This is a genomic window from Kitasatospora sp. MY 5-36 (assembly GCF_001182915.1).
GTDB lineage: Bacteria > Actinomycetota > Actinomycetes > Streptomycetales > Streptomycetaceae > Kitasatospora.
The window spans coordinates 31,213-43,967 of sequence record NZ_LFVW01000018.1; the positions used below are offsets into that span (position 1 = coordinate 31,213).

Sequence of the window (12,755 nt, forward strand, 5' to 3'; positions counted from 1 at the left end):
GACTGGCCTCTGCACGGTCGTGCAACCACCCCTTGGATCGAGGAAGTTCCACCCGCATGCCCAACTCCCCCAGACCCGGCGCTCCCCGGCCGTACCCGTCGCATCCGGTGGGGAGGTGGCGTCCGTGCTCCGGTACGTGACCCGCAGGGCGGCGGGCTGGTTCCTGGTGATCGCGGTGGCCACCAACGCCACCTACTTCCTGGCCAGTTGGTTCCTCGACCCGCGTTCGAACTTCAAGGAGCTGCGCCCGGTCCGCACCGAGGAGCAGATCTCCCGGGCCCTGGCCCCCTACAACCTGGACCCGCACGAGCCGCTGCTGCACCGCTGGTGGGACTGGCTGACCGGGGTGGTCCTGCGCTTCGACTGGGGCCGTTCCCCGGTCGGGGTGCGGGTGAACGGGGAGATCGGCTACCGCTCCCTGGTCAGCGCCGAGCTGGTGACCGGTGCGACGGTCCTGTCCGTCGTCGTCGGTGTGGCGCTCGCGGTGCACACCGCCTCGCGCCAGTACGGCTGGCGGGACCGGGCCGCCCAGGCCCTGTCCATGGCGCTGTTCAACGTCCCGGTGTCGATCGCCGCCCTCGCGCTGGTGCTGCTGGCCATCCGGCTGAACGAGCAGGCGGGTTGGCACTTCCTGTACGTCGCGGGCGAGAACTCGCCCGGCGTGGAGGGGTTCTGGGCGACGGTCGGCGACCGGCTGCTGCACCTGGTGCTGCCGACGCTCACCCTGACCCTGACGGGGTACGTGGGCTACCACCTCACCCAGCGCTCGCTGCTGCTGGACGTCATCGGCTCCGATTTCGTGCGCACCGCCCGGGCCACCGGGCTGACCCGCGCCCAGGCGATCCGCCGGCACGCCCTGCGCACCGCGCTGATCCCCACCGCCCAGTCCGTGGCCTTCGGCATCCCGGCGGTGTTCACCGGTGCGGTGCTCACGGAGACGATCTTCGGTTGGAACGGCATGGGCCAGTACTTCATCCAGACCATCAGCAAGAACGACGTGCACGGCACCGTGGCGACCGCCGCGTTCGCCGCCGCCCTGACGGCGGTCGGCGCGATCCTCGCGGACATCGCCACCGTCCTCCTCGACCCGAGGGTGCGGGTGAGCTGAGATGAGTACCCCTGTGACCCCCGTGAGTCCCGATGTGACCCCTGTGGGTCCCGACGCGGCCGCCGAGCATGACAAGCACGACGGGCACGACAAGCACGACGGCCGCTACCTGGGCCGGCGCCGCCTCTACCTGCGCCGCTTCCTGCGCAACCGGACCGCCGTCGCCGGCGTGGTGATCTTCCTGCTGCTCGTGCTGTTCAGCGCGCTCGGCGGCCTGTTCACCCCGTACGGCTACGCGGACACCGACTTCTCCGCCCTCACCCAGGCCCCGAGCGCCGAGCACTGGTTCGGCACCAACCAGGGCGGCAACGACGTCTACGCCGCCGCCGTGCACGGCCTCCAGCGCTCGCTGGTGATCGCGGTGACCGTCTCCCTGCTGACCGTCGCCCTCGCCGCGGTCGTGGGCGCGGGCGCCGCCTACGTCGGGGGCCGGGTGGAGAAGGCGACCCTCGCCCTCATCCACTTCCTGCTGGTCGTGCCGTCCTTCCTCGTCCTCGCCCTGGTCTCGCACCGGCTGGCGGGCGACTGGCGGGTCCTCATCCTCGTCCTGACGGTGTTCGGCTGGATGTCCACCGCCCGCGTGGTCTGGTCGGTGTCGACGTCCCTGCGCGAGCGCGACTACGTGCGCGCCGCGGAGTACATGGGCGTGCGCCCCCTGCGCATCGTGCTGCGCCACATCATCCCCAACCTGGGCTCCCTGCTCATCGTCAACCTCACCCTGGGCGTGGTCTCCACCGTGCTCAGCGAGACCGCCCTGTCCTTCCTCGGCTTCGGCGTCCAGACCCCCGACGTGTCGCTGGGCACGATGCTCGCCGACGGCGCGGGCACCATCACCAGCGCCCCCTGGCTCTTCGCCTTCCCCGCCGGGCTGACCGTCCTGCTCACCGTCTCGATGACCTTCGTCGGCGACGGCCTGCGCGACGCCCTCGACCCCACGTCCACCACCGGCGCGGCAGGAGCCCGACGATGACCCTCGCACCCGCCCCCCGCACCGGGCCCGCGACCGACCCCGCCGGGTCCACCGACCCCGCCGGCCCCGCCGGGCCCGCACCCGTCCTGTCCGTACGCGGCCTGAGCGTCTCCTTCCCCTCCGAGGCCGGACGGGTGGAGGCCGTGCGCGGCGTCGACTTCGACCTGCTGCCCGGGCGCACCCTGGGCATCGTCGGCGAGTCCGGCTCCGGCAAGTCCGCCACCGCCCTCGCCGTCATGGGCCTGCTGCCGCCCACCGCGTGCCTCGGCGGCCGGATCCTGCTGGGCGGCCGCGACCTGGCGGCGATGGACGACAAGGAGCTCTCCCGGGTCCGCGGCAAGGACATCGGCATGGTCTTCCAGGACCCGATGTCCGCGCTCACGCCCATCTTCACCGTCGGCCGGCTGCTCTCCGAGGCCCTGCGCGTGCACCGGGAGCTGTCCCGGAAGGACGCCTGGGAGCAGGCGGTGGAACTGCTCGACCTGGTCGGCATCCCCGACCCGCGCGAACGCGCCAAGTCGTTCCCTCACGAGTTCTCCGGCGGCATGCGCCAACGCGTCGTCATCGCCCTGGCCATCGCCAACAGGCCCTCGGTGCTCGTCGCCGACGAGCCCACCACGGCGCTGGACGTCACCGTCCAGGCGCAGATCCTCGACGTGCTGCGCCTGGCCCAGCGCGAGACCGGCGCCGGCCTCGTCCTGATCACCCACGACCTGGGCGTGGTGGCCGGCCACGCCGACGACGTCGCCGTCATGTACGCCGGGCGGATCGTCGAGCACGCGGGCGTCGACGAGCTCTTCCGCCGTCCCACGATGCCCTACACCGCCCGCCTGCTGGCCAGCGTCCCGACCGTGGACAGCGGCGTCCCGCGGCCCCTGGTCCCGGTCGGCGGGGAGCCGCCGTCCCTGGTGGCCCTGCCCGGCGGCTGCCCCTTCGCGCCCCGCTGCGCGGTGGCCGTGGACGTGTGCCGGACCACCGAACCAGGCCTGGCCGCACCGGACTTGACCTCAGCGGACCTGAGCGCACCGGCGCCGGCCGGGCGGCCCGGCCGCGCCGCCTGCCACCGCGCCCGGGAGATCGCCGACGGCAGCCTCGACCCGGTCGGGGCGGCCCCGCCCGTGCCGACGGCCGGCCCCGCCGAGCGGACCGCCGGCGAGGTGGTCCTGCGCGTCGAGGACCTGGTCAAGACGTTCCCCGTCACCAAGGGCGCCCTGCTCAAGCGCCGGGTGGGCACCCTGCACGCGGTCAGCCGCGTCGGCTTCGAACTGCGCGCGGGCGAAACCCTGGCCCTGGTCGGGGAGTCCGGCAGCGGCAAGACCACCACGCTGCGCGAGGTGCTGCGGCTGCGCGCCCCCGAGGGCGGCCGCATCGAGGTGGCCGGCACCGACGTCGCCACGCTGCGCTCGGCCGCCGAGGTGCGCGAGCTGCGGCGCCACGTGCAGATCGTCCTCCAGGACCCGACGGACGCCCTGGACCCCCGGCTGACCGTCTTCGACCTGCTGGCCGAACCGCTCCAGGCCGCCGGCGCCGACCGCACCGCCGTCCGCTCCCGGGTCACCGAACTCCTGGACCTGGTGGGCCTGGACCGCGCCATGGGCGACCGCTTCCCCGCCGCCCTGTCCGGCGGCCAGCGCCAGCGCGTCGGCATCGCCCGCGCCCTGGCCCGCGAGCCGAGGCTGCTGGTCCTGGACGAGCCGCTGTCCGCCCTGGACGTCTCCGTGCAGGCCGAGATCATCAACCTGCTCGCCCGACTGAAGCGCGAACTGGGCCTGGCCTACCTCGTGGTGGCGCACGACCTGGCCGTGGTGCGCTACTTCTCCGACCGCGTCGCGGTGATGTACCTCGGACACGTCGTCGAATCCGGCGCCACCGAGGAGATCTTCGCCCGGCCCCGGCACCCGTACACCCGGGCCCTGCTGTCGGCCGTCCCGGTCCCCGACCCGGAGCGCGAGCGCCACCGCGAGCGCATCGTCCTCGCGGGCGAGCAGCCCAGCGCCGCCCGGCTGCCGCAGGGCTGCGTGTTCGTCGACCGCTGCCCGCTCTACCGGGAGGCCGACGAGGCCGTACGCACGCGCTGCCGCACCGAACGGCCGGCGACCGTCGGCGCCCCGGACGGCTCCGACCACCGCTACGCCTGCCACGCGGTCTGACACCGCCCCCCGCTCTTCCCCGTCTCACCGAATCCCACCAAGGACACCCCATGCGTCGGAAGCTCGCCCTGCCCCTCGCGCTCGCCGCGGCCGTCTCGGTCGCCGCCACCGCCTGCTCCTCCTCGTCCCCCTCCGGCGGCTCCACCGGCGCCTCCCCCGGGCAGGACGCCAAGAACGCCGCCAAGGTCGCGTCCTCCGTCACCGACTACAACCCCCAGCCGTACGAGAACATCAAGGACGGCGGCACCTACACCTCCGCGGGGACCTTCGACGAGCAGGGCAACCCGTTCAACGTCAACGGCACCCTGAACGCGCTGCGGGTCTGGTCCTGGTACAACGCCGACGCCATCACCTACTCGCCCACCGGCGAGGTCCAGTACAACCCGGACTACTACAGCGACGTGAAGGTCTCCGTCGAGGGCGGCGACCAGAAGGTCGTCATCACCCTCAACCCCAAGGCCGTGTTCAACGACGGCACCCCGATCGACTGGCGGGCCATCGAGGCCACCTGGAAGGCCAACAACGGCTCCGACAAGGAGTACGCGGCCTCCTCCACCGACGGCTACGACCGCATCACCTCCGTCACCCGGGGCGCGGACGACAAGCAGGCGGTCATCGCCTTCAAGGGCGTCAACGCCTCCTGGTCCGCGCTGTTCACCACCTTCCTGCACCCCCAGGCCGCCACCGTCGACAACTTCAACAAGGCGTACGTCAAGACCGCCCACCCCGAGTGGGGCACCGGGCCGTACACCGTGGGCACCTGGGACGACCACTCCGGCAACATCACCTTCGTGCGCAACCCCACCTGGTGGGGCCGGCCGGGCAAGCTCGACAAGCGCGTCTACGTCAACCTGGAGAGCGCCGCCTCGATCAACGCCTTCAAGAACGGCGAACTCGACTACGCCCCCGTCGGGACCGCGGAGAACCTCAAGCAGGTGAAGACGGTCAAGGACGCCGAGATCCGCAGCGGCGGCAGCCCCTTCGAGTACTCGCTGTACCTCAACACCAAGTCCCCGCTGCTCGGCGACGTCCAGGTCCGCAAGGCCGTGCAGGAGAGCATCGACCGCGCCCAGATAGCGAAGATCCGGTTCCAGGGCCTCGACTACACCGAGCCGCTGCCCGGCTCGTCGGTGCTCTACAGCTTCCAGCAGGGCTACCGCGACAACGTCGCCTCCGTGCTGAAGTACGACCCGGAGCAGGCGCGCAGGACCCTGGACGCGGCCGGCTGGCTGCCCGGGGCCGACGGCATCCGCGCCAAGGACGGAAAGCAGCTCGCGATCGGCTACACCCTGCTCGGCGACGGCCCCATCGAGAAGGCCACCGCCAGTGCGTTCACCGCGATGCTCAAGACCGTCGGCGTGAAGGTGGACGTCAACAAGGTCTCCGAGAACGACTTCTCCAAGGTCCTCAGCGACCGCCGCTTCGACCTGTTCATCTCCGGCAACCGCTCGACGGACCCCTTCGGCGCCCGGTACCTGTGCGACTTCTACTGCTCCGACCGCGACTCCAACATCACCGGAGCCGGCACCCCCGAACTGGACAAGGAGATCCGCGCCACCGGAGAGATCGCCGACCTCGGCCAGCAGATCGCGGCCGTCAACGAGGTCGAGCAGAAGGCCCTCCAGCAGTACTCCCTGCTGCCGCTCTACAGCGGCCCCTCCACCTACGGCATCCGCAAGGGCCTCGCCAACGTCGGCGCCGCCATCTTCTACAGCCCGCTGCCCGAGACCGTCGGCTGGCAGAAGTAGCAGCACCGCCGGCGCCCGGGACGGTCGGCTCTCCGGACCGTCGGGGGACGCACGGCGCACGTCGGACGTGCGCTCGCCGAAGGGCGGCTCCGCGGGCCGCCCTTCGGTGGAGCATCACCCGGTCCGGCCGCCGGTGGGGGTCTCGGCGTGCCGGTGGAGGGCGTCCAGGAGCTTGATCTGACGATTCGTCAGTTTGCCGTCGGTGCGGGCCTTGTCCTGTTTGCGCAGCCAGGTGCCGGGGCGGAAGGCCGGGTCGGCCTCGCCGCCGGTGCGGTTCACCGGGCCGTCGAGGGCTCCGCCGGCGGCGAGGTAGGCGAGCAGGCGGCGGTAGGAGCGGTTCCAGTCCGGCTCCAGGCGCCACAGCTCGTCCAGCGCGTCGAGCTTGGTCACCTGGTCGCCGGTGAGGTTGTCGGCCTTGCGCTGGCGGCGCATCCACGCGCCGACCGCGTAGTCGTCCAGCTTCGCGGTGGCGGGGATGGCGAGGTGGCCGTGCCGGCGGTGGAACGCGGCGGCATACGCGGCGCCGCGTTCCCAGGCGTTGGCGTTCTTCGACCAGATCATGCCGAGCGCGTCCAGCTCACTGACCCGGGCGGCATCGAGCAGGCCCTGGCCGTGGAGATGGCGCTGGCGGGTAAGCCAGGAGATCAGCTCGGCGTGCTTCGTCCTGTCGACGGGGTCGAGGTGGCCGTGCTGGAGATGGAAGAGCGCCGCGACGGCGTGCATCCGCTGCCACTCGACCGCGCGCGGGTTGAACGCGCGCAGCTTGACGGTCTGGAGGATGCGCGCGGCGTGCCGGCGGGCGTCGACCTTCAGCCACTCGACCGGCGACTCGACCGGGGCCGCCGGCTGCTGATCGCCCTCGGCCGGCTTGGCCGCGGTGGTGTGCGCGGCGCCCTGCGAGCGGTGGGCGCGCAGCTCGGTGATCCGGCCGACCACCCGGGCGTCGTGCGCCGCGAGGGCGCGCAGGACCCGCCAGATCGTACGGAAGCTGGACGCCTCGATTTCGGTGTCGGCCTCCGCCTTCACGGCCTCGTCGGCGTCGTGGACCTCGGACGGGTGCGCGGTGGCGGTGTCGTCGCCGACCTGAGGCGTCGGCAGGTAGACCGGGATGACGATCCACGAGACCTTGCCCTGCCGGTAGGACTGGCGCAGGGCGCGGCCCACGGCCTGGACGATGTCGATGACCGAGCTCTTGGGGTCGGCGAAGCAGACGGCGTCCACCGCGGCGACGTCGATGCCCTCGGTCAGCAGCCGGCTGTTGCAGAGGATGCCGCACTCCTCGCCGTCCTCGCCGGTGTGGGCCTTGAAGTCGGCGAACGCGGCCCGGCGGTCGCGGAGGCGGTCCGTGCCGGCCACCGCCTTCGCCCAGATCCGCTCCGGGCGCTCCGCGTCCTCCAGCAGCCGGGAGGCGTCCGGCAGGGTGTCCGCGAACTCCCGTGCCGCGCTGACCCGGGAGTGGAACGTGATGACCCGGCGCAGGTCGAGGTCGGCGACGGCGCGCAGCACGGCGATCTGCAGGGCCAGGCGCAGCAGTTCCTCGTTGGAGCGCTGGGTGCGCAGGTCGGCGACGGCGGGGAGGCGGAGCAGTTCGCGCAGGTCCTCGTCGGTGACGACGGGGACCAGGACGCGGTAGTCGGCGAGGTAGCCGTGCTCGATGCCCTGGCCGAGGGTCCAGGTGAAGACGGTCCGGCCGTAGATGCTCTCGTCGTCCATGGAGCAGAGCGCGGGCAGTTTCTCCGCGCCCTCGCCGTCGGCGTCGGCGAGGTCGGCCAGGCCGTCCTTCGCGCGCCGGTCGTCGGCGATGCGCGGGGTCGCGGTGAAGTAGAGCCGGCGAGTGGCGGGGACCTGGGCGTCGTCGTGGACGGCCGCCCACGCCTTGCTCTCGGCGCCGGCGGTCCGGTGCGCCTCGTCGATGACGACCAGGTCCCAGGCGGGCAGGCCGAACTCGCGGTGGGCCTGGACGATCCGCTCCAGCGAGGCGTAGGTCGCGTACACGGTGACCGGCTGGTCGTCGGGGGCGCCGGCGACGAGGTCGGCGATCCGCGGGGCCTGGGTGGTCACCCGGGCGTGGACGCGGCCGCCGGCCTCCGCGCTCTCCAGCGCCTCCTCCCGCGAGCAGGCCGCCACCGCCAGGCCACGGCGTCCGCCTCGCAGGGACCAGGCTTCGGCGGTCTGCTCCAGCAGCTCGATCGTCGGCACCAGCACCAGGACCCGGCCCCTCGCCGCCAGGCGCCGGGCGCAGCCGGCGGCGATCAGGGTCTTCCCGGAGCCGGTCGCCGCGACGACCGTCGCGCGACCGCCGTCCTTCACCTCGCGCACCGCTGCGGCCACCGCGTCCTTCTGGAACCCGTGCAGCGGCAGCGGGTTCGCGGCCGTGTCGACCGGCTGCACCGGGAGCGGCGGCCCGGTCGGCGCGTCCTGCTCGGCGGTGGCGGTGCTCTCCACGACGCGGGTGTCTCCATTCGTGTGCCGGGTGCTGAGGGGAGGGGTCAGTGCTCGTCGGGGTAGGCGTAGCGGTGGAGGGCGTCGATCAGGCCTTCGACCAGGTCGCCGAACGGCGTGGTCCGCCAGTCGCCGTCGAAGCCGCCCTCGGCCAGGAGGATGTCGGCGAGTCGGTCGGTCAGCTCCTGGGCGTCCTCCTCGCTCGGCGGGGTGGCCGGGTCGAGGGCCACGCCGCGGGCCTCGGCGGCGCGGCGCAGCACGGTGAGCTTCTCGTCGGAGCCGGCGAACCATGCGGGGCGGTCGGGGTCCGGTGCGGTGTGCCGGTCCGGATGTCCTGCGCTCACCGGTTCTCCCCGGGGATCCAGCCGCGGACTTCGAGGTACTGGATGTCGGCGTCGGCGATGGCGCGGCCGGTCTCCACCAGCCACGTCTTCATGGCCTCGGTGACGTCGCCGTGGTGGTCGGCGACGCGCCGGGACCACTCGGCGGCGTCGAAGCCCCCGGTGCCGGCGGAGCCGTAGGTGCGCTCCTCGGTGCCGTCCGCGCGGGGGACGAACCCGCGCCGGATGCCGCCGGAGTCCTGCTCCGAGCCCGCGCTGTAGACGTACTGGTCGGCCTTCATCCGGACGGTGAAGGCGAGACGGCCGCCGGCCCGGCCGGTCTCGTGCACCACGGGCGCGAGGTGGCCGGCGCCGGACCTGATGGCCTGTCTCCCGGCCCGGCCGGCCATCGACCCGCCGGCCTCGCCGACCGTGTCCTTGCCCCGGACCCGGGCCTTCTGCCCGGTCCTGGTGCGGCGGCGGCTGGTGTTCGCCTCCGCGATCCCGGACAGCGTCTCCTCGTCGCGCTCGCCGCCGCGGACCGCCCGGACCAGCTGGCGCAGCGCGCCGACCATGCTCGCGCCCTTGCCCTTGGTGAAAAACTGGGAGACGAGCGAGGCGTCGCGGCCGAGCATCGTGGCGACCTGGCGTTTGGTGTAGCCGTGGTCGATGAGCTGCTGGGTCAGCCGCGCGGCCTCGTTCGGCTGGTTCGGGTCGGCCGGGCTCACCGGGTCTCCTCTGCGGCGAGTTCGGCGCGGCCCAGGCCGCGCAGCTTCAGGTACTGCTCCTGGCTGGTGGGGTGCTCGACGGGGCCGGTGAGGTGGCCCTTGAGGAGGTAGTCGCCGGGCTCGCCGCGGTAGGGCCAGGGCTGGCGCTCGGTCAGGGCGATGCCGTCGGTGCCGAAGTAGACGACGGTGCCGGGCTTCGCGTGCAGGGCGCCGGCGTGGCCGATGACCTCCTTGCCCTGGCGGTACCTCATGTCCAGCAGCGCCGCCCGCGCCCCGGACCACACGTAGGCGGCCCACTCGGGGTGGGCGTACGGGTCGCGGGAGAAGCCGGCCTGCCGCTGCCAGGTCACCACCTGGTCGTCCCGGCCGAGGATCTCGACCCCGGCGGGCAGGGTCTCGCCGACCGGGGTGGTGCCGGAGACCAGGCGCGGGCGCTGGGCGAAGCCCCCGAGGCCGAACAGCAGCACCGCGCGGACGGCGCGGGAGGCGAGGTAGGCGGCGGTGCGCTGGCGGTCGTCGCCGTGCATGCGGGAGAGGTTGGTCAGGTCCGCCCACGCCGACTTGAGGCGCTTGCCCCACTCGTCGAGCGGCTTGCCGTCCTCCCAGAGCAGGCCGCCGAGGACCTCGATCCGCCACGGCGCGAGGTGGTTGGCCAGGGCGAGGTGGACCTCGGCGCCGCCCGCCCAGGTGGTGAAGGTCTCGCCGGGCGCCGAGGGGTAGGTCCAGGCGCGGTCGCCGGTGACCGGGGCGGGCAGCAGGCCGACGTGGTTCCAGCCCTGCGGGACGGTGACCTTGACGTTCCAGTGCGAGCAGGACATCAGGGCCTTGGTCTGCTCGGCCTCCGTCATCGCGGCGAACCCGGCGGCGGTGATCCGGCGCGGGGTGCCGACCGGGGACTTCCACAGGTGCTTGGCGTAGGCGAAGGTGCGGTCGTACTCCACCAGCGCGGGCAGCTGCTGCGGCACGCGCGGGGGCAGGACCAGCTCGGTGCGCCCCTGGCCGCCGGTCGCGTGCAGCAGGCCGCGCAGCTCCTCGGACAGGACCGGGTAGCCGCCGGCCCACTTGCCGGTGGTCGGGACGGTGCGCGACCACAGGTCCCGGCCGGTCTGCGACGGCGAGCCCATGAGGACCGCGTCGTCCCAGTGGCGGCGCAGCGCCTGCCACAGCAGGGTGAACGCCTGACGGCAGGTGACGACGTCGGCGCCGTCCGGGTCGAACCACTCCCCCATGGAGCGGATCTCGGTGGTGCCGCTGTCCGGGGCCGCGGTGGGGGCGTAGCGGCCGACGGGCTGGCGCTGGTGGACGAAGTGGCCGGCGAGCTTGTCGCGGCCGGAGCCGACGGCGGTGGTCCACCGCTCGGACGGGGTGTTCAGCCAGGCGGCGACGGCGTCCTTGAGGGTGGAGTAGCGCTCAGCGCCGTCGTGCCAGGGGGCGCCGGCGGTGATGTAGACGCGCTCGGTGCCGGGCGCGGTCGCCAGGACGGCGTCCAGGATCTCCCCGGGGGTGCGGGCACCGAGGTCGAGGCGCACGGTCTGGTCGCGGACCGCGAGCATCCCGGCGGCCGCGTCCAGGAACACCGTGGAGCGGGCCTGCTGCGTGAAGTTCGGGCGCTTGGAGAGCAGGCCGGTCGTCACGGCCTCGAACCGGGCGCCTGCCGGGCCTTCGGGGAGGGTGGGCAGCTCGCGCGGACCGGCCTCGGCCACCGGACGTACCGGGGCAGCGACCGAGGCCGCCGGAACGACCGGCGCGGCGACAGGCGAGGGGGTGGGCTGCTCGAGTACGGCGACGGGGCGGGTCAGCGCCGGGGCGACGGCGGCGGGTGGCTCGGCAACCGGCGCCGGATCTGCCGCTTCCTCCGCTTCCGCCACTTCCGCGACGGGCACCGGGGCGGGCGCGGCGGCGCGGACGGCGGCCGGGGTCGGGTCCAGCAGCGGGGCGATCCGCACGACGTCGCCGACCGACAGGCCCGCGGCCTTCGCGATGGCGTCGGCCTTCGCGCCCTCGTACCCCGCCAGCCCGGCCACCCGTCGCGAACGCTGGGCGGCGAGCCTGTCCAACTCCTTCCGCGCGGCCGCGACCTGCTTCTCGGCGGCCGTGATCCCCGCGCGCAGCTCGCGCAGACCGGCGAGCTCGGCGGTGTACGTCTTGCGGTCCATCAGGCGCCGCCTTCCGCGGTGACGGTCGCGGTGGCGAGCGCCGCCGTCTCCCGGTCGATGCGGGCCAGGGCGGCCTTGAAGACGGGGACCAGGTCCTCGTTCATGACGTAGCCCGTCGTGCGCTGGTAGGAGGGGCTCTCGGGGTCGTACTGGGCCTCGACGGGCTGCGGCATCCCGACGGGCCAACGCTTCTTGGCGGCACCCCGGTTGACGGCCTTGGTGATCGCACCGGACCGACCGCGCAGGGACTCCGACCCGTCGGGGCCGCGCAGGTGGCCGGAGGCGACCCAGCCCTCGCCTTCGGCGGCGAGGCGGATGATCTGCACGGCGGTGGCCGGCAGGTCCCGCAGGAGTTGCGCGGCCCTGGTGACGGTCCACTGCGCGTCCTGGAGCACCGGCGCCGCCCCGTGCCTGCCCAGCAGCGCGAAGAGCTCACGCGCCAGGTCCTCGGACACGTCCTCCAGGACGAGTCTCATGTGAACCCCCTCATAGTCCCATGGTGTCGGCTAACTCCACATAGGGTAGCGCCGGGGCGCTTCCCGGCAGCGGGCGACCGGGCAGGTGGCCGCCGGCGAGCCGGGCCGACTCGGCGAGATCGTGGAAGCGCGGGAAGCGGGGGCCGGGACGGTCTCGCCGCTGACCGTCTCGCCGTTGAGCCGGCAGATGTCGAAGACGTCGGTCTCAGGGGCGCCTGGAATCCTGGCACTTGAGCACGGCGGGCGGGGTGGCGCCGTCGTCGAGGCAGATCCTGACGGTGGAGGCACCGCCGGCAACATCCGCGGGGATTGCGGCGTTGTAGTTCTCGCTTGCGCCACAGACGACGCCGGTGTGAATGCTGCCCAGTTCGCTGCCGGAGGCGGAGTAGCTCGTCGCCGTGGTGTCCCGACAGCCGGCCGAGTCCTCGGACTTGTCTTGCCCGCTCAGGCCGACCGAGCGGTTGTACCAGGTCAGGGTGCCCTTCGTGGAGGTGTTTCCGTAGATGATGTCGAAGTCGGTGGTCGGGAAGGCGGCAGGAGGCGCGGCGGCGGGCGACGACCGGCGGGCCTCGTCCGCCCCGCCGGTCGTCGCCGTCGGGGCGAGCAGGCGGTGGACCAGCAGCCCGCCCGCGACCACCCCGGCCAGGGCCGCCGTCG

At 73.4% G+C, this 12,755-nt stretch carries 10 protein-coding genes; 4 read left to right on the plus strand and 6 right to left on the minus strand.

Annotated elements, in window-relative coordinates; all coding sequences use genetic code 11:
* Positions 1-124 precede the first annotated feature (124 nt).
* The 4 genes from AE652_RS01735 to AE652_RS01750 are packed head-to-tail and all read left to right on the plus strand — an operon-like array spanning position 125 to position 5,976.
* Positions 125-1,108, plus strand: a complete 984-nt coding sequence (locus AE652_RS01735; protein WP_049649271.1) for an ABC transporter permease — start codon at positions 125-127, stop codon at positions 1,106-1,108.
* A 1-nt stretch (position 1,109) separates the two neighbouring features.
* Positions 1,110-2,078: an ABC transporter permease gene (locus AE652_RS01740; RefSeq protein ID WP_199823023.1), complete on the plus strand. Its 969-nt coding sequence runs from the start codon at positions 1,110-1,112 to the stop codon at positions 2,076-2,078.
* On the plus strand, positions 2,075-4,228 hold the full coding sequence (locus tag AE652_RS01745; RefSeq protein ID WP_049649261.1) for an ABC transporter ATP-binding protein: 2,154 nt from the start codon (positions 2,075-2,077) through the stop codon (positions 4,226-4,228). The genes AE652_RS01740 and AE652_RS01745 overlap by 4 nt, the downstream gene beginning before the upstream one ends.
* A 50-nt stretch (positions 4,229-4,278) precedes the next feature.
* Entirely contained in the window at positions 4,279-5,976 is a 1,698-nt protein-coding gene (locus AE652_RS01750; protein WP_199823024.1) for an ABC transporter family substrate-binding protein, read from the plus strand.
* A 114-nt stretch (positions 5,977-6,090) separates the two neighbouring features.
* Here the strand turns inward: AE652_RS01750 and AE652_RS01755 are convergent, their stop codons facing one another.
* The 6 genes from AE652_RS01755 to AE652_RS46090 form a co-directional block, all read right to left on the minus strand.
* Complete coding sequence (locus tag AE652_RS01755) at positions 6,091-8,421, minus strand: DEAD/DEAH box helicase (RefSeq protein ID WP_049649262.1); 2,331 nt, start codon at positions 8,419-8,421, stop codon at positions 6,091-6,093.
* A gap of 44 nt (positions 8,422-8,465) precedes the next feature.
* A complete protein-coding gene (locus AE652_RS46085; protein ID WP_049649263.1) occupies positions 8,466-8,762 on the minus strand; it encodes a hypothetical protein in 297 nt (98 codons plus the stop codon).
* Positions 8,759-9,466 (minus strand): hypothetical protein, encoded by a 708-nt coding sequence (locus AE652_RS01765; RefSeq protein ID WP_049649264.1) that lies wholly within the window; start codon positions 9,464-9,466, stop codon positions 8,759-8,761. Before AE652_RS01765 ends, AE652_RS46085 begins: the two co-directional genes overlap by 4 nt.
* Positions 9,463-11,622, minus strand: coding sequence for a hypothetical protein (locus AE652_RS01770; protein ID WP_049649265.1), 2,160 nt, complete (start codon positions 11,620-11,622; stop codon positions 9,463-9,465). The genes AE652_RS01765 and AE652_RS01770 overlap by 4 nt, the downstream gene beginning before the upstream one ends.
* Positions 11,622-12,098: a hypothetical protein gene (locus tag AE652_RS01775; protein WP_049649266.1), complete on the minus strand. Its 477-nt coding sequence runs from the start codon at positions 12,096-12,098 to the stop codon at positions 11,622-11,624. The genes AE652_RS01770 and AE652_RS01775 overlap by 1 nt, the downstream gene beginning before the upstream one ends.
* Positions 12,099-12,303: 205 nt before the next feature.
* Positions 12,304-12,755, minus strand: a 452-nt coding sequence (locus AE652_RS46090; RefSeq protein ID WP_159028311.1) for a hypothetical protein, incomplete at its 5' end; no start/stop codon positions are given.

What these genes read in the sequence shown, in the direction of transcription:
- AE652_RS01775 (WP_049649266.1), bottom strand. Translation starts at nt 12,098, where the DNA reads ATGAGACTCGTCCTGGAGGACGTGTCCGAGGACCTGGCGCGTGAGCTC.
- AE652_RS01740 (WP_199823023.1), top strand. Translation starts at nt 1,110, where the DNA reads ATGAGTACCCCTGTGACCCCCGTGAGTCCCGATGTGACCCCTGTGGGT.
- AE652_RS01745 (WP_049649261.1), top strand. Translation starts at nt 2,075, where the DNA reads ATGACCCTCGCACCCGCCCCCCGCACCGGGCCCGCGACCGACCCCGCC.
- AE652_RS01750 (WP_199823024.1), top strand. Translation starts at nt 4,279, where the DNA reads ATGCGTCGGAAGCTCGCCCTGCCCCTCGCGCTCGCCGCGGCCGTCTCG.
- AE652_RS01770 (WP_049649265.1), bottom strand. Translation starts at nt 11,622, where the DNA reads ATGGACCGCAAGACGTACACCGCCGAGCTCGCCGGTCTGCGCGAGCTG.